18 protein-coding genes are annotated in these 21,391 nt (G+C 68.4%); 12 read left to right on the plus strand and 6 right to left on the minus strand.

What is annotated here, in order from left to right; all coding sequences use genetic code 11:
• The first annotated feature begins 30 nt into the window (after positions 1–30).
• Together QH196_RS11185 and QH196_RS11190 are read left to right on the plus strand one after the other, a co-directional pair.
• Positions 31–3,474 (plus strand): non-ribosomal peptide synthetase, encoded by a 3,444-nt coding sequence (locus QH196_RS11185; RefSeq protein ID WP_280415711.1) that lies wholly within the window; start codon positions 31–33, stop codon positions 3,472–3,474.
• A 219-nt stretch (positions 3,475–3,693) separates the two neighbouring features.
• A complete protein-coding gene (locus QH196_RS11190; protein ID WP_280415698.1) occupies positions 3,694–4,269 on the plus strand; it encodes a Uma2 family endonuclease in 576 nt (191 codons plus the stop codon).
• 32 nt (positions 4,270–4,301) lie between these two features.
• Here QH196_RS11190 and QH196_RS11195 read toward each other — a convergent pair whose 3' ends face one another.
• Positions 4,302–5,264, minus strand: a complete 963-nt coding sequence (locus tag QH196_RS11195; protein ID WP_280415699.1) for an endonuclease/exonuclease/phosphatase family protein — start codon at positions 5,262–5,264, stop codon at positions 4,302–4,304.
• Positions 5,265–5,525: 261 nt separating this feature from the next.
• Between QH196_RS11195 and QH196_RS11200 the strand changes: the two genes are divergently transcribed.
• Together QH196_RS11200 and QH196_RS11205 are read left to right on the plus strand one after the other, a co-directional pair.
• Positions 5,526–6,062, plus strand: coding sequence for a potassium channel family protein (locus tag QH196_RS11200; protein ID WP_280415700.1), 537 nt, complete (start codon positions 5,526–5,528; stop codon positions 6,060–6,062).
• Positions 6,063–6,071: 9 nt separating this feature from the next.
• The gene (locus QH196_RS11205; RefSeq protein ID WP_280415701.1) at positions 6,072–6,938 is read left to right on the plus strand and encodes an Fpg/Nei family DNA glycosylase; all 867 of its coding nucleotides are present in this window, start codon (positions 6,072–6,074) and stop codon (positions 6,936–6,938) included.
• Between the two features lie 201 nt (positions 6,939–7,139).
• Here QH196_RS11205 and QH196_RS11210 read toward each other — a convergent pair whose 3' ends face one another.
• The 4 genes from QH196_RS11210 to cobF are packed head-to-tail and all read right to left on the minus strand — an operon-like array spanning position 7,140 to position 11,671.
• Positions 7,140–9,167: a carboxylesterase family protein gene (locus QH196_RS11210; protein ID WP_348538062.1), complete on the minus strand. Its 2,028-nt coding sequence runs from the start codon at positions 9,165–9,167 to the stop codon at positions 7,140–7,142.
• Entirely contained in the window at positions 9,164–10,639 is a 1,476-nt protein-coding gene (locus QH196_RS11215; protein WP_280415702.1) for a dihydrolipoyl dehydrogenase family protein, read from the minus strand. The genes QH196_RS11210 and QH196_RS11215 overlap by 4 nt, the downstream gene beginning before the upstream one ends.
• 9 nt (positions 10,640–10,648) lie before the next feature.
• Positions 10,649–10,894, minus strand: a complete 246-nt coding sequence (locus QH196_RS11220) for a DUF2630 family protein (protein ID WP_062973709.1) — start codon at positions 10,892–10,894, stop codon at positions 10,649–10,651.
• A gap of 36 nt (positions 10,895–10,930) precedes the next feature.
• The gene (cobF, locus tag QH196_RS11225) at positions 10,931–11,671 is read right to left on the minus strand and encodes a precorrin-6A synthase (deacetylating) (protein WP_280415703.1); all 741 of its coding nucleotides are present in this window, start codon (positions 11,669–11,671) and stop codon (positions 10,931–10,933) included.
• 362 nt (positions 11,672–12,033) lie between these two features.
• Here cobF and QH196_RS11230 point away from each other — a divergent pair, with 362 nt between their 5' ends.
• From QH196_RS11230 to QH196_RS11265, 8 genes are all read left to right on the plus strand, one after another.
• Positions 12,034–12,882, plus strand: a complete 849-nt coding sequence (locus QH196_RS11230; protein ID WP_432278182.1) for a thymidylate synthase — start codon at positions 12,034–12,036, stop codon at positions 12,880–12,882.
• Positions 12,879–13,376 carry a dihydrofolate reductase gene (locus QH196_RS11235; RefSeq protein WP_280415704.1) on the plus strand — a complete coding sequence of 166 codons (498 nt, stop codon included), beginning with the start codon at positions 12,879–12,881 and terminating at the stop codon, positions 13,374–13,376. Before QH196_RS11230 ends, QH196_RS11235 begins: the two co-directional genes overlap by 4 nt.
• Before the next feature lie 240 nt (positions 13,377–13,616).
• Positions 13,617–13,943 (plus strand): cupin domain-containing protein, encoded by a 327-nt coding sequence (locus QH196_RS11240; protein ID WP_280415705.1) that lies wholly within the window; start codon positions 13,617–13,619, stop codon positions 13,941–13,943.
• Positions 13,944–13,993: 50 nt separating this feature from the next.
• The gene (locus QH196_RS11245; protein ID WP_280415706.1) at positions 13,994–15,034 is read left to right on the plus strand and encodes a Dyp-type peroxidase; all 1,041 of its coding nucleotides are present in this window, start codon (positions 13,994–13,996) and stop codon (positions 15,032–15,034) included.
• Positions 15,031–15,828 carry a family 1 encapsulin nanocompartment shell protein gene (locus tag QH196_RS11250; RefSeq protein ID WP_062973701.1) on the plus strand — a complete coding sequence of 266 codons (798 nt, stop codon included), beginning with the start codon at positions 15,031–15,033 and terminating at the stop codon, positions 15,826–15,828. The genes QH196_RS11245 and QH196_RS11250 overlap by 4 nt, the downstream gene beginning before the upstream one ends.
• A gap of 83 nt (positions 15,829–15,911) precedes the next feature.
• Positions 15,912–16,442, plus strand: coding sequence for a hypothetical protein (locus QH196_RS11255; protein WP_280415707.1), 531 nt, complete (start codon positions 15,912–15,914; stop codon positions 16,440–16,442).
• 107 nt (positions 16,443–16,549) lie between these two features.
• Positions 16,550–17,674 carry a lipase family protein gene (locus QH196_RS11260; protein WP_280415708.1) on the plus strand — a complete coding sequence of 375 codons (1,125 nt, stop codon included), beginning with the start codon at positions 16,550–16,552 and terminating at the stop codon, positions 17,672–17,674.
• Between the two features lie 159 nt (positions 17,675–17,833).
• Positions 17,834–19,549: a hypothetical protein gene (locus tag QH196_RS11265; RefSeq protein WP_280415709.1), complete on the plus strand. Its 1,716-nt coding sequence runs from the start codon at positions 17,834–17,836 to the stop codon at positions 19,547–19,549.
• Between the two features lie 63 nt (positions 19,550–19,612).
• Here the strand turns inward: QH196_RS11265 and pgi are convergent, their stop codons facing one another.
• A complete protein-coding gene (pgi, locus tag QH196_RS11270) occupies positions 19,613–21,250 on the minus strand; it encodes a glucose-6-phosphate isomerase (protein WP_280415710.1) in 1,638 nt (545 codons plus the stop codon).
• Positions 21,251–21,391 lie beyond the last annotated feature (141 nt).

A 21,391-nucleotide genomic window follows, 5' to 3' on the forward strand; every position in this document is an offset into this window, starting at 1 on the left:
CGCGGGGGGGGGGGGCGCGTCCCCCCCGCGCTGCCCCGGGTGGTCTCCTACCGGAACTTCCTGTCCTGGCTGGCCGGCCGCGACCGCGAAGAGTCCGCCCAGGCGTGGCGCGCAGCGCTGGACGGATTCACCGAGCCCGCGCTACTGGCTCCGGAACCGGTGGCCGAAGAAACCTACGAGATGGGCACCTTCGTCGCCGAGATCGACGCGGACCGCACCCGGCAACTCGCCGCGCGCACCGCCGAGCTCGGGGTCACGATGAACACCCTGCTGCAGGCGGCCTGGGGTGTGCTGCTCGGCTGGATCACCGGCCGGGACGATGTGGTGTTCGGCGCCACGGTGTCCGGCCGCCCGGCCGAACTTCCCGGCGTCGAATCCATGGTCGGCCTGTTCATCAACACCCTGCCGGTGCGGGTACAGGTCGATCACCGGGCGGCCACCGACGATCTGCTCACCGGACTGCAGCGGGAACAAGCCGCCCTGCTGGAACATCACTACCTCGGTTTGACCGATATCCAGCGGGCTGCCGGTGCCCAGGTGCAGTTCGACAGCCTGTTCGTGTTCGAGTCCTATCCCACCGACGCCGCTGCCGTCGCCGCCACCGGCGATATCGACGGTATGTCCATCGCCGGTGTGCGCACGCGCGACAACAGCCACTATCCGCTGACCCTGGTGGTAACGGCCGACGGCACCGTCCGCATCATGCTGAAATACCTGACCAGCCGGTTCGACGCCGCCGCTGTCGAAACGCTCGCCGCGCGACTGCTGCGGGTGATCGACCATCTGGTCGACGCACCGGAACAGCCGGTGGGCGATGCGCAGTTCCTCAGCCCCGCCGAACGTGCGGAACTGGGTTCGCGGTCGGGTGGTCCGGCGGTACCGGCACAGACCTTGCCGGAGTTGCTGGCCGCCGCCGTGGCCGTCGACCCGTCGGCGCCGGCAGTGGTGTTCGACGGCCGCCGGTACACCTATGGCGAGTTCGACGAGCAGTCGAACCGCCTGGCGCGGGCGCTGATGGTGCTCGGCCTGGGCGCCGAGGACGTGGTGGCCGTGGCGGTGCCGCGGTCGGCGGATTCGGTGCTGGCCGAATGGGCCGTGACCAAATCCGGTGCGGCGTTCCTGCCGATCGACCCGACCTATCCGGAAGACCGGATCACCCATATGCTCACCGATTCCGGTGCATCCGTGGGTATCACGGTCTCCGCGGCGCGGGCCGATCTGCCGGATACGGTGGAATGGCTGGTACTCGACGAATTCGAGATCTACGGGTATCCCGCCACCCCGATCACCGATGCGGAACGAGTGCGGCCGGTGACTCCGGCGAACACCGCCTACGTCATCTACACCTCCGGCTCGACCGGCCTGCCCAAGGGCGTGGTGGTTTCGCACGCAGGCTTGGCAAATTTCAGTGCCGAGCAGGTGGAGCGTTACCGGCTGACTTCGGCGTCGAGGGCGCTCGCGTTCGCGTCACCGTCGTTCGACGCGTCGATCCTGGAACTACTGCTGGCCGTCGGTTCGGCGGGTGCGCTGGTTGTGGTGCCGACCGGTACCTACGGTGGCGCGGAGCTGGGCGAGCTGATCTCCCGCGAGGGTGTGACGGTCGGCCTCATCACGCCGTCGGTGCTGGCTTCGCTGGATCCCGCGGACCTCGCGGGTATGCAGGTCATCATCGCCGGTGGTGAAGCAGTTTCGGCGGATCTGGTCGCCAAGTGGTCCACCGTGCCCGAGGGCGGGGGACAGCGCCGGTTCCACAACGCTTACGGTCCGACCGAAGCAACGATCGCGACCAACATCAGTGGCCGGTTGCTTCCGGGTGATCCGGTCACCATCGGTGGTCCGGTGCGGGGCATGCGTGCGCTGGTATTGGACGAGCGGTTGAATCCGGTGCCCGAAGGGGTGGCCGGGGAGCTGTATGTCGGCGGTATCCAGCTGGCGCGTGGCTATCACGCGCGGCCGGGTTTGACGGCCGAGCGTTTCGTCGCAGACCCGTACGGCGAGCCCGGTTCGCGCCTGTATCGCACCGGTGATGTGGTGCGCTGGCGGCGTGATGCCGCGGGTGATCCTGCGGTGGAGTATGTGGGCCGTAACGATTTCCAGGTGAAGGTCCGCGGTTTCCGTATCGAACTCGGCGAGATCGATGCCGCGCTCACCTCGTCCGAACCGGTCGACTTCGCGGTCACGTTCGGCCACGAGAACGCCGCGGGCGTGGTCTCGTTGGTGTCGTATGTGGTGGCTGTACCAGGCCATTCGATCGACGTCGCCGAACTGCGCGACTACGCCGCGCAGCAGCTGCCGTCGCATATGGTGCCGTCGTCGATCATGGTGCTCGACGAGATCCCGCTGACCCCGGCCGGCAAACTGGATCGCCGCGCTCTGCCCGAACCGGTATTCGCCGGGGAGGCCGAATTCCGCGCTCCCCGCAGCCCGCTGGAGCATACGGTCGCCGCAGTCTTTGCCGAGGTCCTGGGCATGGACCGGGTCGGCGTCGACGATTCGTTCTTCGCGCTCGGCGGTAATTCGCTGCTCGCGACCAAGGTCGCGGCCCGGCTCGGCACCGAGACCGGTATCGATATCAGCGTGCAGTGGTTGTTCACCGATGCGACCGTCGGCGGTCTCGCGGCCCGGCTCGCCGAACCCGCCGAAGCCGAAGCGCTGGCCGAAGCGGCACTGCAGGTGGTACTGCCCATCCGGGAAACCGGTTCCGCGACCCCGATTTTCGCCATCCACGCCAGGGACGGGCTGGCCTGGAGCTTCACCGGGCTCGCCCGGCTGCTGCCGGCGGATCAGCCGATCTACGGTCTCCAGTCGCCGGCGTACTCCGACGCCGGCTACGACCCGGCCTCGCTGACCGAGATCGCGGACCGCTACCTGGCCGAGATCCGGCGCATCCAGCCCAGCGGTCCCTACCGTCTCCTGGGCTGGTCGCTCGGCGGTGTCCTGGCCCACGCCGTCGCCACCGCCTTGCAGGCGGCCGGTGAACACGTCGAAATGCTGGCGATGCTGGACAGCCATCCCGGCGTCGACCCGGGCGTATTCGAGACGATCCTGCGCGCCGCGCTGCTGGAACAGGGCATCCGCACCGAGGACACCGACCGCAGCGTCGGCGAACTCGGCGACGCGGAACTGGCCCGCCTGCACGAACTGATTCCCCCGGAGCTGCTGCGGCTCCCGGTGGACCGGCTCCGCACGGTGTACCGGACCGCGGCCCGCTCCGCGGAACTGATCGCCGGCCACGATCCCGGCGTCTACCGCGGCGTCGTCGACTTCTTCCGTGCCGGCGTACCCACCCCCGGTGCGCAGCAGGAAGGCCCCCGCGCCGACGACTGGCGGCCGTACGTTTCGGGTGAGATCGCCGAATACGCGGTCCCGGCGACACACGAGGAGATGACAACCGCCGAAGCTCTCGGCGTCATCGCCCCACATCTGCTGGCCCGGCTCGGTATTACCCCCGGAGAGGACCGAACCACGCGATAGCACCCACGTGCCGAGCGTGGGCCCGAGTTACCGGGCAGGCGGCCGACTGTGCCGCCTGCCCGAACCGGTCCCGCGTAAATATCCGGGCATCCGGTCACAGACCGCGCTCTCGGCCTGTCCCCCCGGACCTTCATCCCGTTGGATGGAAGAAAACGGAGGCTAGAATTCTGGCAGCGCCGCGAATGTACGCGGTCGGCGAATCGAGCTGGAGGTGGTCCGATGGCTATGCCTGCCCCGGGGCTTGACCGGTGGACCTCGGCCGATCTCGATCGGATGCCCGACGACGGATTGCGATACGAGGTGTTGAATGGCCAGCTCGTCGTGAATGCGGCTTCCAAACCCCGGCACCAGTGGCTCATCCAGCGGCTGGGCCGGATTCTCGACGATGCGTTACCGGCGGAGTGTGTGGTCCTGGAAGGTGTCGGCGTCTTGATCGGGGACGATGAGCCCATCCCGGACCTGATAGTGGCCGAGGGGCCGATTTCCTGGGATGCGCGGGGAATACCTGTCGAACAGGTCCGGCTGGCCGTCGAGGTGGTCTCCGGGTCCACCACACTGGCGGATCGGATGACAAAACCTGTGGTCTACGCCGCCGCCGGAATCCCGTACTACTGGCGTTTCGAGATCAACCCTTTCAAGGGCCGGCTACCGGGGGAGGAACTTCCGGTCCTGTTCGCCCATACGCTCGGATCCGAGCAGGTATACGAACAGACCCACCGGGTCTGCGCGGGCGATACCGCGACCCTGCAGGGTCCGTTCGAGATCACCCTGGCCCCGGTGGACCTACTTCCCTGACTGCACTGCACGGGCAGGCTATCCGGGACAGTTCAGCGTGAGGCGCGGGGCAGGCGGATAGATGCGGTCAGGGCGCGATGGTCCGCGCCTGGTAAATCGAGGGTTTCGACCGCGACCGCACGACCTCCGGCGATGAGTATGTGGTCGATGCCCACCAGTGGCGGCCATCGCTTATCGGTGGGATAGGTGACCAGATGGCCGGCCCCTGCCTGGACGACGGCGTCGTCGAAACGTCCGGACAGCATGGCCCGGAATTGGGCGTGATCGTATGTCGCGTTGAAATCGCCGCCGGCGATCGCTGGGCGATCCGCGGGCGAATTCTCCAGGATCGCCTGCAGGCGGGACAATTCGTCCGCCCATACACCGATGTCGTACACCGGGGGAACCGGGTGGAAGGCGAATACCGAAACCGGCCCCGCGTCCGGGATCGTGGCGGTCGCCGAGAGTTGGTTCAGCACATATCCGTCGTATTCGACGGTGTCCGACAGCGGGTAACGGCTCCAGATCCCGGTCCCGGCAGCGGTCCGGGCGGGCGAGAGATACCGGTAGGGCAGCAACCGGTCGAGTCCCGCCCGGCCGAGCGCACCGATCGCCGCGGGGGTGAGTTCGTTGACCGTGAGCAACTCGATATCGCGCTCCCGCACCTGGTCGGCCACTGCTTCCGGGTCCGCTCCGTCGAACAGGAGATTGGCCTGCATCACCCGGACCAGTCGTCCGTCCTCGTCGCCGGTGCGACCGTAATACAACGGAACCTGGGTCCACACGGCCACCACGACGACGACCAGCGCGACCCCCGCACCGCTCCAGCGCCGCAACCCCAGAAAGGCCACCATCCCGACGACCGAGAAGCACATGAGGTATGGCGCAACCGAGGCCGCCAGAACAGGTAAGCGAGCCGACAACCGGCTGAAGTGCAGTAGCACCCCGGCGGCCCCGGACGCGGTCGCGAGCCACGGGAGCACGTCCACGCATACCCGGACGAATTTCGACAGCACGCTCGACAGACAACCACAGTCGCCGACCGATATCGGTGCCACCAGTGGAGGACGCCGACTCTGGAGCCGCCCCGACGGCCGCCGCGTCGCCATCCGGCGCGTGTCCGGGGCGTCGATATTCGCGAAATCGGTTTCGATCGATTGTGCGGTGGAACAGGGCTCGGTTGCCGAGTGAGATCTCGACCGGTATCGCGCGACCGGTGACCTTGTTGTTCCGGCGTGCCGCCCGGTGAATACGCAGATCCGGCCGATCATGACCCCATGGCATCTCGACGGATCAGCGGCTCGGCGCATCTGTGGCGTAACGCGGGGACCGTGATGTGTGGTCTGCTGTTCTACTACTTCGTTCCGGTGGGGTTCGATTTCCCCGGCTACTGGCCCACGCGGGTGGTGACCCTGGTCGCGTTCGTCGTCGGCGTGGCCGGGCTGGCGTGGCTTGCCTACCACCGGATCGGGCAGTTCCTGGCGGCGAGCCGCGATACCGCCCATCGGGTCGACGGCCTGCTGTATCTGGTCTGTCTGGTGGTGTTGTTCTTCGCGCTCTTCTACTACGTGCTCGAAATGCGCGATCCCGGTCAGTTCACCGATCTGCGCACCCGCAGCGATGCGCTCTACTACACCGTCGCGACCCTGGGGACCGTAGGTTTCGGCGATATCCACGCCGCCGGCCAGGCAGCGCGGATCGCCACCACGGTGCAGATGGCGTTCGACCTGGTGGTGGTCGGCACCCTGATCACGGTGACGAGTACCGGTATCACCCGGCGTTTGGACGCCGCGAATGTCAGTGGGCCCCGGTAGCCTGGTCGCGTGCCCGAACTACCGGAAGTGGAGGCGCTGGCGCAGTTCCTGCGGGAGCATGCGGTCGGTGCGGTGGTGGGGCGGATCGATGTGGCGGCGTACAGCGCCATCAAAACCTTCGACCCGCCGGTGACGGCGCTGTCCGGGCGCGATGTCACGGGAGCCGGGCGGTGGGGGAAGTTCCTCGGCATGGAGTGCGGTGGGTTGTGGTTGATCACCCACCTGTCCCGGGCGGGATGGTTGCGCTGGACCGACAATCCGAGCGCGAGCCCGCCGAAACCCGGGCGCGGGCCACTGGCATTGCGGGTGCATTTCTTCACCTCGGAGGGAGCCACCCCCGCCTTCGATCTCACCGAGGCCGGCACCAGGAAACGGCTGGCGGTCTATATCGTGCACGATCCGGCGGAGGTACCTGGTATCGCCCGGCTCGGGCCCGATGCGCTCGCCGTCACCGAACCGGAGTTCGCCGCGATCCTGGGGGCGGTGCCGGGCCGGATCAAGAATGTGCTGGTCGACCAGACCGTGCTCGCCGGGATCGGCAACGCCTACTCCGACGAAATACTGCACACCGCGCGGATCTCCCCGTTCGCCACCGCGAAGACGATGCCGGCCGCCAAGATGTCCGCGCTCTACGACGCCCTGCGTACGGTGCTCACGGATGCGGTCGCCCGGTCGGTGGGGCAGGACGCGGCGCGGCTGAAGGGGGAGAAGCGTTCGGGTATGCGGGTGCACGGCCGCACCGGTATGCCCTGCCCGGTATGCGGGGATACGGTCCGTGAGGTCGCGTTCACGGACCGGTCGTTCCAGTACTGTCCGACCTGCCAGACCGGTGGGAAGATCCTCGCCGATCGCCGGATGTCGCGGCTGCTGAAGTAGCACCGATCCGCCGGCTGTCCGAACACAGGCGTTCCGGTCCTCGACGGTGTGGCCCACACCGTAGTTCGAAACTCGCGGCCCGTTACTGAGCGCAAGCCGCGGCAGCATTGACCGTTCAGTGGCCGGAGTTCCGGTTCGAAGCATCCAGGGGAGCCGCTCGCCCGGATTCTGGGCCGGATCCGCTGCCTCGCCGGGGCTGTACTACGAGCCGGTGCCGCCGGTCGTTTTCGCGGCGCCATCGGTTTCGGCGGTGCTGGGCCCGGTTTCGTCGGCCGGGTTCTCGGCGCCATCGGTTCCAGTGGTGCGCCGCCCGGTTTCGGCGGTGGGGTTCTCGGCGCCATCGGTTCCGGTGGTGCGTGGCTCCGTTTCGCGGGTGGGGTTGTCGGTGCTGTCGGTGCCGGCGATCCCGGGCCCTGCGTCGGTGGGCGGCTCGACGCTGTCGGCCAGCTTCTCTACAACTGTGGCAGCAACTTCGGTGGGGGCTCCCGCAGCGTTCTCGGAGTTGATCTTCCCCAGCAGCGTGCCGTCGTCGCCTTCCTCACTCGCCGGAGCCGGCGCACTTTCGGTGGCACCGCCGGCCGGTGCGGTGGTATCGCCGGAAGGCTCTGCGGCGAGGCCGGCGCCCGGACCTGCCGGGGCAGCCGCACCCGCCGGTACCAGTTGGGGTGCACGGACCCCGGCCCAGAGCTTGCGCTGGGCGCTGTCGGGATCGTTCTCCACCCGGCCCGGGTCGTCGATGATCAGCGTGCTGCGTTCCGCTTCGGTGTAGCGGGGCCACACCGGCAGCGGCTCGCCCGTGCGGGCGAAATTCAACCAGTTGTCCTGGACCTGGCGGGTCACCGCGAGCAGGCCGCGCCGGCTGCCGCCGATGGTCAGTGCCCGGCTCCACGGTTCGTAGACGGCACCGAAGGTGGGCAGCAGATCGGTCGCATGCGTCGCGCCCAGTTTGTACAGCTGCAGCAGCCGGGGCGCGAAATCGTAGCGGTAGGCGTAGGTGGGGCTGTGCCGGCTGTGTCCCTCCATCACCTCCAGCGAAGGCCGCCAGAAGAAGTAGTCGCCGCCCGCGCGGATGGCCGCCGCTTCACCGGGAAAACCGGGATAGGTGTAGAACACCTGGGGATAGCGCTCCGGACCGGCGACCGAGAGAGCGCGTTTCAGCCGCTCGGGCCGGGTGGGCAGGGAATCGGTGAACCGGTTGAACAGGGCACCTTCGTTGCGGCAGGTGCCGATGATCAGCGGGACCCGGTGGGTGTGTCCCTCGGCGAACGCATCGATAGGGGTGCGGGGCAGTAGATCCCCGTCGGCCACCGGTGCCGCCGGGAAGAAACCCGGGCATTCGGCCATCGCCGCGTTGGATGCCCGGTTGAAGGCGCGCCGGATATCGTGCGGATCCATTTCGCGCAGCAGCCGGTTCGCGTCCGCGGGGGCGATCCCGAGTTCGGCCAGGACCCGGTGGGCGAATTCACTCGCCTCGGCCGTGGTCAAACCCCAGTCGGCGGGTGCGCTCTGGGCGATACCGCGGTGGAACAGCCCGGCAGCCGACGGGGTGGCCATCAGGCTCAGCACGGCGTGTGCGCCCGCCGATTCACCGAAGATCGTCACATTGCCGGGATCGCCGCCGAATTCGGCGATATTGGCCTGCACCCAGCGCAGCGCGGCGATCTGGTCGCGCAGGCCGAGATTCGATTCGTAGGGGCTGCCGGGGGTGGAGAATTCGGAGAAATCGGCGTACCCGAACGCGCCGAGCCGGTAGTTGATCGATACCACGACCACATCGCCGTCGGCTGCCAGCTGTACCCCGCCGTAGAGGCGCAGCGCGGAGGTGCCGAACAGGTTGCCGCCGCCGTGGATGAACACCATCACCGGCCGCGGACGTACGGCGGCGGAAACGGGAGCCACGACATTGAGTGTCAGTGAATCCTCGCTCATTTCCTGCAGCTTGCGCGGTCCGATCCGGACACCGAAGCTGGGCTGGATCCCCGCCGCCCGGAAGTAGGTGGCGTCGCGGATATCGGTCCACGGCTGTACCGGTTGCGGAGCGCGGAACCGCAGATCGCCGACGGGCGGCGCGGCGTAGGGCAGCGATCGCCAGTACCGGACGCGGCGGCCCCGCCCACCTCGCACGATGCCGTCGGCGGTGGTGACCTGTTCGGTGACGTGCCCGCCGGATTCCGGCGAATGCCCGCCGCCGATTCGCTCCGCTGCCGGCTCCGGGACTGACTCGCTCATGTGGCCGATGGTAACGACGACCGGTCGGTCTCCAACAGTCGTAACCAGAATTCGCTCACCGCGGGGAACGCCGGCACCGCGTGCCACAGCGCCTCCAGTGGAACCCGTCCGGCGACAGCAATCGTCGCGGCATGCAACTGTTCCCCGATATCGGGACCCACGAGGGTGGCGCCGAGCAGGGTATCGGTGGTGTTGTCCACAACCAGCGCGGCGTGACCGCTGTAATCGTCGCGCGTCAGCGCCGAACCCGCGACCTCGATATCCAGTCCCACCGTGCGGATATCGTGACCCGCCCGGCGGGCGGCATCGGCAGTGAGGCCCACGGCGGCCACTTCGGGATCGGTGAAAACGACCTGGGGGACAGCGTGTTTATCCGCGCTGGCGCGGTATCGGGGATCCGTCAGCGGCCGGCCCTCTGCCCGGGCCGCGATCACATCGCCGCATACCCGCGCCTGGTATTTGCCCATATGGGTGAGTGCCGCACGGTGGTTGATATCGCCGACGGCATACAGCCATTCACCGGATACTCCGGTGACGGTCAGCTGATCGTCCACCTCGACATAGCCCGGTTCCAGCCCGACCGTGTCGAGCCCGAGGTCGTCGCTGTTCGGGGTGCGCCCGGTGGCCACCACGATTTCGTCGGCGAGCACGGTGGTCTCACCGCCGGGCCCCTCGGCGTGCACCGTGACCGGACCGCCGTGGATCCTGCCTTCCCCGTGGTCCGCCGCCGCCGGGCGCCGGACCCGCTGCGGGCTGGTTCCGAACCGGATATCCACGCCGCGGGCCGTGAGCGCTTCGGCGACGCGTTCCCCGGCGAACTGTTCGACACCGGTGAGCAGCCGGTTTCCCCGAACCAGAACGGTGACCTCGGCGCCGAGCGCCGACAACCAGGTCGTCGCCTCACAGGCCACCACGCCGCCGCCGATCACCACGACCCGCTTCGGGATCTCGCGCAGGTTGGTCACATCGCGTGAGGTCCAGGGCAGGGCCTCACGCAGGCCGGGGACATCGGGTATCGCGGCCCGGCTGCCGGTGGCGAGCACCACGGCCTGGCGGGCGTGGAGCTCGTGTTCGCCGATCCGGATCCTGCGAGCGCCGGCGAGCCGGCCGGCGCCGCGGATCACGTCGATACCCTGCTGCGCGGCCCAGTCGAGCTGGCCCGAATCGTCGTGGTCGCCGTCGCGGGCGTGGACGAATTCGTCGCGCCGGCGCAGTACCGCACCGACATCGGGCCCGTGGGCCTCGATTCCGGGCAGGCCGCGCGCTGAACTGAGCACATGCCCCGGCCGCAGCAGCGCCTTGCTGGGGATACAGGCCCAGTACGAGCATTCGCCGCCGACCCGTTCGCGTTCCACGATGGCCGCGGTGCGGTTGCTGCCCGCGATCGCGTAGGCGGCGGCATTCTCACCGGCCGGTCCGCCGCCCACGACGATCACATCGTATTCCTTTGCCGCGGAATCTATTCCGGTCATCGCGGCCGCCTACTGCAGGTATCCCTCGACCTGTCCCGGCGGTCGTGGCTGGGCCTCGTCGGGGGATTCGTCGCGATCGATACGGGCCCGTCGCTGCCGGAGCAGATCCCAGCACTGATCGAGCATGACCTCCACCTCGGCCAGCCGGCGCCGCTCCACATCGGGATCGAGCTCCCCGCGCGAGGCCCGCGACCGCAGGTCGTGCTCGTGGTCGACCAGTTCCTTGATCCGCCCGAGTATGTCCTGTTCGGTCATGCCGACCATGCTACGACCCGCAGGCCGATTACCAGCTCATTCAGCGGGCCGCAGCAGATAGATATCCATGATCCAGCCCTTCTGCGCCCGCAGCTCCGCACGCCGGCGCACGATTTCCGCGCCGATCTCGCCGACCCGGCCGTGGAACAGCGTTTCGTCGGGCATTCCGAGGTAGGCGCCCCACCAGATGTCGGTGTCGCCGGGGACGGAGGTGAACGCACAGTCGGCGTCGAGCATGACCACCGTCGACCCGCTGCCCAGCCCCTCGTCGCGCAGGCGGCGCCCGGTGGTGATGTGCACCGGTTCCCCGATCCGGTGCAGGACGATCCGATGCCGGGCGGCGAGGGCGTGCACGCTGGTCACACCGGGAATCACGGTGTAGTCGAAGGCCAGTGTGCCGCGCGCCAGGGCCCGTTCCACCATGCGGAGGGTGCTGTCGTAGAGCGCCGGATCGCCCCACACCAGGATCGCCCCCACACCTTCGGTCGCCGCGAACGCCTCCTCCAGCAGCAGCGAACGGCGTTCGTGCCAGTCGAGCACTGTCGCGTTGTAGTCGGCCGGTGTACGGTCGCGCGGTGGGTCGGGGATCTCGACGATCCGGTGCGGACGGGCGGCGTGCTCCTCGAGGATCGCGGTGCGCACATCCACGAGCTGCTGCTTCTCCGCGCCCTTGCCCATGACGAAGAAGACATCGACCTCCCGCAGCGCCTTGACGGCTTGCATCGTCACCTGGTCGGGGTCGCCGGCGCCGATACCGATCACATACAGCTTCCGCATGGGGTCAGCTTGGCAGCCCGGATGCGGCGGCGGTCGTGGGGGCAGCATCCCGCTCGTACTCGAGGCCGACGACCTCAGCGCTGCGTCCAGCGGACAGTCGCACGGACCGTAGGCCGCGGCAGGTTGCTGCGCCGCCGCCCTGGTGGGTGTGAGCGCCGGCGCAGTGCCGAGTTGCGTGCGCGTGCACGATGACCTTTTGGCGTGTGCGGCCCGGGTGGCCACCGGCCGTTCGGGTATGTGCCCGCGCACTGTGTGCGCTGACCTGGGACCACCGCCGTGGGGCGCTGCGGGCCTTGCGCGGCCGCGCACGTGCGGGGAGTTAAGCTCGGCCCGTGGCGAGCGCAACGAACAGTACGGCGGGCGTGGCCGGCGATCCCGGTGCGAGCGCGGCGAGCACCCGAGACGCGGAACGCGCTCCGGACACCCAGTACGAGGACTTGCTACGCCGGGTACTGGATACCGGTACCGCCAAGGCGGATCGCACCGGCACCGGTACCCGCAGCGTGTTCGGGCATCAGCTCCGCTACGACCTCTCCGCCGGGTTCCCGCTGATCACCACCAAGAAAGTCCACCTCAAATCGATCGTGTACGAGCTGCTGTGGTTCCTGCGCGGCGATTCCAATGTGCAGTGGCTGCAGGAGCACGGGGTCAGCATCTGGGACGAATGGGCCGGCGCGGACGGCGAGCTGGGGCCCGTCTACGGCGTGCAGTGGCGGTCCTGGCCCGCGCCCGACGGCCGCCATATCGACCAGATCGCGCAGGTACTGCACACCCTGCGCACCGACCCGGACTCCCGGCGCATGCTCGTCTCGGCCTGGAATGTGGCCGAACTCGACCGGATGGCGCTGGCACCCTGCCATGCCCTGTTCCAGTTCTACGTCGCCGACGGCCGGTTGTCCTGCCAGCTGTACCAGCGCAGCGCCGACCTGTTCCTCGGGGTGCCGTTCAATATCGCCAGCTACGCCCTGCTCACGGTGATGGTGGCCCAGCAGAGCGGCCTCGAACCCGGCGATTTCATCTGGACCGGCGGTGACTGCCATATCTACGACAACCACCACGACCAGGTCACCGAACAGCTGACCCGCAGCCCCTACCCGTTCCCGGAGCTCGACCTCACCCCGGCCGCGTCGCTGTTCGACTACCGGTACGAGGACGTGCGGATCCTGGACTACCGGCATCACCCGGCGATCAAGGCCCCGGTGGCGGTATGACCGCACCGGAACGCATCATCGGCCTGATCTGGGCGCAGACACCCGACGGAGTGATCGGTGTGGACAACACCATTCCGTGGCGGGTGCCCGAAGATATGGCCCTCTTCCGGCGGACGACCACCGGCCATCCCGTGGTGATGGGCCGGCGGACCTGGGAATCGCTACCGGAGCGTTTCCGCCCGCTGCCCGGCCGCCGCAATATCGTGGTGACCCGGCAGTCGGATTGGTCGGCCGCGGGTGCCGAAACCGCAGGTTCCGTTCCGGCCGCGCTGGAACTGGCCGCTCCCGCGACCACCTGGGTGATGGGCGGCGGCGAGGTCTATCGTGCGGCGCTGCCGTATGCGACCGAACTCCTGATCACCGAGGTGGACACCGAGGTGCACGGGGACGCCTACGCCCCCGAACTCGGGCCCGAATGGCATTCCGGCGATTCGCAGGATTGGCTGGAATCGTCCGGCGGTCTCCGGTACCGCACCCGCCGCTTCACGCGCTGACCGGCGGGACTGCCCCGGCGTGCTGCCGGGTGGCGCCGGCGGATACCGGGAGCACCTCGCACGGGGGCAACCCGGTATACCGAGCGCGTTGCGGGCCGGGGCCGGAAGTGAGCCGCCCGGCGGCAAAAGGAGCACAGCTCGGAGAAACGCGGGAATGCCGCGTCCCGGTCGGGCATACTCGGCGATACGACCCCGTGATCATCAGCCCGGTCGCGGGTACGCGGAGGCGAAAGGCGGTTCATGGACAAGAAATCGCTGACAGCGGTGGCCCGGCAGCAGCTCAAGATGGCGGCGACCACCACCAGTGGCCGCAGCTCCCGGACGATCTACGGCGGGCATGCCAATTCGTTGCGACAGACGGTCGTCGGGTTGTGCGCCGGACAGAGCCTGGCCGAACACGACAACCAGGGCGAGGCCACCCTGCTGGTGCTCTCCGGCACTCTCACCCTGAACAGTGGCGACAACGAGTGGAAAGGATCGTCCGGCGATCTGCTGGTGGTGCCCAAGGCGCGGCACAGTGTGCTGGCGATCGACGATGTGGCCTTCCTGCTGACTGTGGCCAAGTAGCCACCGGGAATGTGCGGGGCCGGGTCGGCTCGCCGGTAATGTGATCGCCTATGGGGCAGCCGCAGCCGATACTCGAACCACTCACCCCGGCCGCGCATTTCCTCGTCGCCACCGTCGAACCCGGTGGTGAGGCGGCGGCGCGGGACCTGCTGGCCGAGCTGCCGGGTCTGCGGCGGGCGATCGGCTTCCGGCTCCCGGGCGCCGGGCTGGGGTGCATCACCGGTATCGGATCGGCGGCATGGGATCGGCTCTTCGGTGGCCCCCGCCCGGCCGAACTGCATGAATTCCCCGGATACGACGGCCCGCTGCACCACGCCCCCGCGACCCCGGGCGATCTGCTGTTCCATATCCGCGCCCAGGCGCACGACGCCTGTTTCGAATTGGCGATGGCCATCGGCGACCGGCTGGCCGGTGTCGGCACGATCGTCGACGAAACCGTCGGCTTCCGGTATTTCGAACAGCGCGATCTGCTGGGGTTCGTCGACGGCACCGAGAACCCCGAGGGCGCGCTCCCGGATTCGGCGGCCGGTGCGGCCGCGCTGATCGGCGCCGGCGATCCGGACTTTACCGGCGGCAGCTATGTGATCGTGCAGAAGTACCTGCATGATCTACCGGCCTGGCGGGCTCTGCCGGTACAGGAGCAGGAGCGGGTCATCGGCCGGACCAAACTCGAGGATTTCGAACTGGACGAGGCGGATAAACCCGCGGATTCGCATATCGCGGTGAACCAGGTGATCGAGCCCGACGGTACCGAGCGGGAGATCCTGCGCGCGAATATGCCCTTCGGCAGTATCCGCGACGGCGAATTCGGCACGTATTTCGTCGGTTATTCGGCCACCCCCCGGACCACCGAGATCATGCTGGAGCGGATGTTCCTCGGCACCGACGAGGCCACCCACGACCGGATCCTGGATTTCTCCACCGCCGTCACCGGCACCCTGTTCTTCGTTCCGCCGCAGGATTTCTTCGACGATCTGCCGGCGCCGCCGGCGGCGGAGCCGGTCGGGGAAACCGCGGACCGGCCGGGTCCGGCGCCGAGCGCGGACGGTTCACTCGGTATCGGCACATTGAAAAGGAGCAGCACCGTATGAACAACCTGCATCGTGAGCTCGCGCCGATCACGGACGCGGCCTGGGCCGTTATCGAAGAGGAGTCCGCGCGGACCTTCAAACGGCATAACGCCGGCCGCCGGGTGGTGGACCTGTCCGGTCCGCACGGTACCGACTACTCCGCGCGCGGTCTCGGCCACACCACGCCGATCGCCGCCCCGAACGACGGGGTCGTGGCCCGGCAGCGGGTGGTCGCGCCGCTGGTGGAGTTGCGGGTGCCGTTCACGCTGTCGCGGGAGGAACTCGACAATGTCGAACGTGGTGCGCAGGACACCGACCTGGACCCGGTCAAGGACGCCGCCCGCAAGATCGCGTTCGCCGAGGACCGGGCCGTTTTCGAGGGTTACGCCGCCGCCGGGATCACCGGTATCCGGGCCGCCTCGTCGAACCGGGCGATCGCACTACCCGACGACGTGTTCGGGGTGCCGGAGGTGATCGCCCTGGCGGTGAGCCAGTTGCGGCTGGCCGGTGTCGACGGACCGTATTCGGTGCTGCTCAGCGCCGATCTGTACACCAAGGTCAGCGAAACCTCCAACCACGGCCATCCGCTGCGTACCCACCTGGAACGCCTCGTACCCGACGGCGAGATCATCTGGGCGCCCGCTATCGACGGAGCCTTCGTGCTCACCACGCGTGGCGGAGACTTCGACCTCACCCTCGGCCAGGACCTGTCCATCGGCTATCTCGGCCATGATGCCGAAACCGTCCAGCTGTATTTCCAGCAGAGCATGACCTTCCAGGTCTATTCCGCCGAGGCCGCCGTCGCCCTGCACTGAGTGGGTCCGGTGAGCGGGTGCCGTGGCGCCTGCTCCGGTACCGTGTGGCCGGCAACACGTGTTCTCGGGTGAGTGGAGTCGGTATGCACAGGGTGCACGCGGGGGTGGTGCCCGGCGGGCGGGTGCTGGGTTACGGTCTGGCGGGTGTGGCGGTCGTGGCGGCCGTGACCGTGCCGACGGTGCTGCTGTTCGGGGCGGGTCGTATCTTCACCGGGCTCGTACTGGGGGCGCTGCTCGCCGTGGCGGCTCTTCTCGCCCTGTTCAAACGGGATACCGTCGTGCTGACCGACGACGGTATCCACCGGCGTACCCCGTGGTCAGCGACCAGTATCGAATGGGACCGGGTGATCGCCGGGCGGTTCGTTCTGGACGAACGGGCGCGGTGGTCGCTCGCGCTGGATCTGACCGGGGGTGAGGAATTACACAGTGAATTGATTCTGCTGTCCATTCCGCCGGTGTCCGGCCCGGTATCCGGCGCCTATGACCTGCGGAAACGAGAGCAAATCAACGAGATTCGGAATATCTTGCGGCACAAGAAGATTCCCGTGACCGTCCTACCCGATATCGCCGGTGCCCTGGAAAAACACTGGCAGATCGCACCGCCGGTCCGCTGAACCCGGGACACGCCCGGGCCACCGGCGCGAATATGCCACCGCATGCGCGAGGTGCCCGAATTGCTGCGATCATGTACTGGGCCGCCGTGAGATAGAGGAGAGGGCTGGTGCGCGTAGTCCGGACAATCGTGGGGGTTCTGACGTTGGTCGCGGCGCTGTGCGCCGGACTGCCGGTCGTCGCCCACGCGGATTCGGCCTGGCACCCCGGACTCCTGCTCTCGGCCGAACCGCTCGGCCGCGAATGGGGCGGACTCGACGACGTCCATCGCATCGGTTACGTCACCACCGGCCCCGGCGGGCGACTCGTCGCCGCGGAAGCCGTGGTGCGGCTCCCGGACGGGCCCGTCCCTGAGGGAGGCCGGCGGGTCATCGCCTGGGATCACGGCACCTCCGGCATAGGTAAGCAGTGCGGGCTGACCGGTTCCCCCGAACTGGAGCAGGAGACGGGCCCGGTGGTGCGCCGGTTCAACGACGAGGGGTACGCGGTGGTCGCGCCCGACTACATCGGATTGAGCCCGGGCTCCTCGGGCCCGCACCCGTACCTGCAGACCGCCACCGCCGCCACCGCCACCATCGATGCGGTCCGCGCCACCCGCAGCGCCTTTGCCGAACTCTCCTCCGACTGGGGGGTCGCGGGATACTCCCAGGGCGGTCACGCCGCGCTGGGCACCGGCCGGTACGCCTCGGAATATGCGCCCGAACTCGATTTCCACGGCACCGTTGCCCTGTCACCGGTCAGCAATATGGAGACCGTGTTCCTCCGCGCCCGGCCGGACCAGCCCGAGATGCCGGGTTTCCCGGGGCGCGCCGTCACCATGGTGCTGTCCGGTATGGCCGGTGCCGGGGTGGATATCGACGACTACCTGACCCCGGCCGGGCGGGATTTCGTCGGTGAACTCGGTACCGAGTGCAACTCCGGTACTGCCGAAATGCTGGCCGATGCGGAAATCGGCGGTATGTTGCAGCGGCCGCTCAACGATCCCGAATTCGCGCCGGTGATGCGCGACTATATGAGCGTGCCGGTCAGCGGCTACCGGGACCCGATCCTCATCGTCCACGGCGCCTACGACACCGTCGTCCCGCTACCGTTCACCCTTGCCCTCACCGGCCAGTTCCTGATGAACGGAACCCAGCACCAGCTCCGTATCCTCGAGGCCGGCCACGATGTACCCCAGCAGGGCGGGGTGGACTACGCCCTCGACTTCTTCGCCCGCCGGCTGCCGCCGGACTGAGCTCGGTCCGTCGTTACGATGCAGCCGCCAGGTCCCTGGCTCGGCGGGAACCGGCTCGGGAGTGCGGAGGGCACGTCACCTCGCCCCCAAGGCGACCGGTGGTCTCGAGCCGGAGCAGGCATCCGTGGTGCCGCAGGAGAAGGTGGCTAGCCTGAGCTGATGCGCCGGCTGAGCGTTATCGACGGTATTTTCCTGCGAACCCATCAGGGGATGGGCGCACCTATCGCGCTCCAGGGACTGTGGCGGACGTCGGACCCGGTGGATCGTGCCCGGCTCGACCGGTTGCACGACGCCCTGCGCGTGGGCCCGCTCGGCCGCCGGGTCGTGCGGTCCGGAGTCCCCGGCGCCCGGGACCGCTGGCAGACCAGTACACGCGCCCACCCGCTCGATACTGCGTCGGCACCACTTCGTGCGGAGGAGATCTTGCCCTGGGCAGACGGACGAGGTGCGGATCTGGACCCACGGCACGGCCCCGGCTGGCGCCTGTCGGCGGCGCCGCTCACCGACGGCGGCACGGTCGTCGCCCTCACCTGTTCACACGTTCTGGCCGACGCCCGGGGGCTGGTAATCGCAGTCGAGCAGGCGCTCGGGGCACCGGCCGGAAACGGCCCGGACTTCGTACCCGGCCCGGGCCCCGGACCGGTGCCGGACCGGGACAACCGCCCCGGCGGCAGTGCGCAGCAGGGCGGCGATCCGGAGTCGGACTGGGCCGACGCCGCCGAAACCTGCGCCACGGTCCTCACCGGTACCGCCCGTGCCGCGCGAACCGCATTTCGGCGGGCACGGTCCTCGGGGCGTTTCCGGCTCTGGTGGTGGCATGAAATGCCGGCAGCGATGCGGTTGCGTAAGACGCCGGCAGCGATGCTCGCCCGAAGCCGGTCAGGCAGGAAAATCGGACCCGGCGAGTTGCGCACCGTTTCTGATCCGGCGGGATACGCGACGTCGGGGTCGCCCGCCGATTCGCCCACCGATTCGTCCGGTCCCGGGGTGAGGGGTTCTGCTGCGGTCAGCAGCGAGGCGGGCGAGACAGGCGGCCCCGCCACGAACCGGGAACCGCCAGGCGACTGTCACGGAGCCGGAGCTGGGGTGCGCGAACCCCGAGACGGTGGTCACGGGGCCGGAGCTGGGGTGCGGGGAACCCGAGACGGTGGATACGGATTTCGAGGCGGCGGTTGCCCGCCCGAATCCGATTCCGGTGACCCGGTCGCAACCACCGTCCCGCACGCCGACCTGCCGGTGCCGGCGCTTGTGCTGCGGTGTCCCGGCCGGGAATGGGACAGGATAGCCGCGGTGAGCGGCGGTACACCGAACAGTTTGTTCATCTGGTTCGTCGCGAACACGCTGTGGGCCAGTGGGTTTCCCGAGCGCGGGATCGTGGCGAGCCTGCCGGTGGACACCCGCGGCGAACCCCGGATCGATAACGATCTCGCGATGACCGAGATCGTCGTCGCCCCCGGTGACGCTCCCGGCGAGATCCGTGCGAAGAGTCGCGCCGCCTACGAACGGCGGATATCGAGCCCCGGCGGACTGCCGGAGGAATTCCTGCATCTGGTCCCGGACAGGGTGGCGTACCGGCTGTCCCGGGGTGCCGGGGAACGCGACATCCTGTGCTCGAATATCGGACCGATACCGGCGTCGCTGCACGCCCTCGGCCCGCACGACTGCACCGGTGTCGCCGCGCGCGCCATCCATCCGGGGCTCACCTACGCGCGCCGCCCGCGGACCCGGTTGTCCGGTTATCTGTGCCGGTTCCGCGGTGACTATCTGCTGACGCTGGCGAGTCTCGATCCCGAGCGGGTATCCGATACCGGCCGGCTCCACCGGCTCGCCGTCGGCACCGCGCGGCGTATCGGCCTGCCCATGGCGCCGTGGTGACGGACGATCATCGGGCCGTCACCCGACCGGCGGCGTAACCGCGTCCGGTGCCGTGAGCCGCGGTCAGCGGTTATCGCGGTACCAGCGGATCAGACCGTCCGTCGAGGAATCACCCTGCGGCGCGGGGTCTTCGGCCGAGGTGAGCAGCGGCGCCAGCTCGAGCGCCTGCTGTTTACCGAGTTCCACACCCCACTGGTCGAAACTGTCGATACCCCATATCACTCCCGCCACGAACACCTGATGTTCGTAGAGCGCGATCAGTTGCCCGAGTACCGCGGGCGTCAACTGCGGCGCCAGGATCGTCGTACTCGGGCGATTCCCCGGCATCACCTTGTGCGGCACCAGTTCCGGGGGAGTGCCTTCCGCAGCGATCTCCTCGGCGGTTTTCCCGAACGCGAGGACCTTGGTCTGCGCGAACAGGTTGCTCATCAGGATGTCGTGCATGCTGCCGGTGCCGTCGCGGGTGGGCAGATCGTCGGCCGGCCGGGCGAAGCCGATGAAATCGGCGGGAATGAGCCGGGTCCCCTGATGCAGCAGCTGATAGAACGCGTGCTGGCCGTTGGTACCCGGTTCGCCCCAGAAGATCTCACCGGTAGAGGTGGTCACCGGGGTGCCGTCGGCGCGCACCGATTTACCGTTCGACTCCATGGTGAGCTGCTGCAGATAAGCCGGGAAACGAGCCAGGTCGTTCGAATAGGGGAGTACCGCACGGGATTGGGCACCGAAGAAATTCGAGTACCACACGCCCAGCAGCGCCAGCAGCATCGGCGCATTGGTTTCCGGCGGCGCCGTCGCGAAATGACGGTCCATGGTGTGCATCCCGGCCAGGAACTCGGCGAACCGGTCCGGTCCCACCGTGACCATCACCGACAACCCGATGGCCGAATCCACCGAGTAGCGGCCGCCCACCCAATCCCAGAAGCCGAACATATTGGCCGTATCGATCCCGAATTCGGCCACCCGCTCGGCATTCGTGGAAACCGCCACGAAATGTTTCGCCACCGCGTCCGCACCCAGCGCGCCGGTCAGCCAGCGGCGGGCGGCCGTCGCGTTGGTCAGGGTCTCCAAGGTGGAGAAGGTTTTCGAGGCGACGATGAACAGCGTGGTGGCCGGGTCCAGGCCGGCCAGCTTCGCCACCAGATCGGCCGGATCGACATTGGATACGAAACGGGCGTCGATCCCGGCATCCACATAGTGCCGTAGCGCCTGATGCACCATCACCGGACCGAGATCCGAACCGCCGATACCGATATTGACCACGGTGTGGATCCGTTGCCCGGTGGCGCCGCGCCACTGCCCGGAACGGACGGCGTCGGCGAAAGCGCGCATCCGGTCGAGCACCTCGTGCACCGCGGCACCGGCGTCCTCGCCATCGATGGTCACCGAAGTACCCGGCGGAAGCCGCAAGGCCGTATGCCCGACCGCGCGATCCTCAGAGGTGTTGATATGGCTGCCCTGCAACATCCGGTCCCGCTGCGCCGCCACCCCGGCCTCGTCCGCCAAATCGACCAGCAGGCGCAATGTTTCCCGGGTGATCCGATGCTTGCTGTAATCGATCAGCAGCTCACCAGCGGTCACTCTCAGATCACGGCCACGCGCCGGATCGTCGGCGAACAGGTCCCTGAGCCGGAGGGTGGCGATCGCCTCGTGATGATCCTGCAATTTCCGCCATGCCGCCGATGCGGTGATGTCGACGCTCACACCAGCCGAGCGTACAAGCTCTGTCTATGGCGCGCCTTCGGCGCGCGGGGTTTTGGCCCATTTTTAAAATAGTTTATAACACCCACCCAAACCCCCGGCGGGCGCGGGAAGGGGGGGGGGAGCGCATTGCGGGGCCCACCC

Source organism: Nocardia carnea, from assembly GCF_029868325.1.
Lineage (GTDB): Bacteria > Actinomycetota > Actinomycetes > Mycobacteriales > Mycobacteriaceae > Nocardia > Nocardia carnea_C.

What these genes read in the sequence shown, in the direction of transcription:
- QH196_RS11190 (WP_280415698.1), top strand. Translation starts at nt 3,694, where the DNA reads ATGGCTATGCCTGCCCCGGGGCTTGACCGGTGGACCTCGGCCGATCTC.
- QH196_RS11250 (WP_062973701.1), top strand. Translation starts at nt 15,031, where the DNA reads ATGAACAACCTGCATCGTGAGCTCGCGCCGATCACGGACGCGGCCTGG.
- QH196_RS11200 (WP_280415700.1), top strand. Translation starts at nt 5,526, where the DNA reads ATGGCATCTCGACGGATCAGCGGCTCGGCGCATCTGTGGCGTAACGCG.
- QH196_RS11255 (WP_280415707.1), top strand. Translation starts at nt 15,912, where the DNA reads ATGCACAGGGTGCACGCGGGGGTGGTGCCCGGCGGGCGGGTGCTGGGT.
- QH196_RS11235 (WP_280415704.1), top strand. Translation starts at nt 12,879, where the DNA reads ATGACCGCACCGGAACGCATCATCGGCCTGATCTGGGCGCAGACACCC.
- QH196_RS11210 (WP_348538062.1), bottom strand. Translation starts at nt 9,167, where the DNA reads ATGAGCGAGTCAGTCCCGGAGCCGGCAGCGGAGCGAATCGGCGGCGGG.
- QH196_RS11220 (WP_062973709.1), bottom strand. Translation starts at nt 10,894, where the DNA reads ATGACCGAACAGGACATACTCGGGCGGATCAAGGAACTGGTCGACCAC.
- QH196_RS11245 (WP_280415706.1), top strand. Translation starts at nt 13,994, where the DNA reads ATGGGGCAGCCGCAGCCGATACTCGAACCACTCACCCCGGCCGCGCAT.
- cobF (WP_280415703.1), bottom strand. Translation starts at nt 11,671, where the DNA reads ATGCGGAAGCTGTATGTGATCGGTATCGGCGCCGGCGACCCCGACCAG.
- QH196_RS11240 (WP_280415705.1), top strand. Translation starts at nt 13,617, where the DNA reads ATGGACAAGAAATCGCTGACAGCGGTGGCCCGGCAGCAGCTCAAGATG.
- QH196_RS11215 (WP_280415702.1), bottom strand. Translation starts at nt 10,639, where the DNA reads ATGACCGGAATAGATTCCGCGGCAAAGGAATACGATGTGATCGTCGTG.
- QH196_RS11265 (WP_280415709.1), top strand. Translation starts at nt 17,834, where the DNA reads ATGCGCCGGCTGAGCGTTATCGACGGTATTTTCCTGCGAACCCATCAG.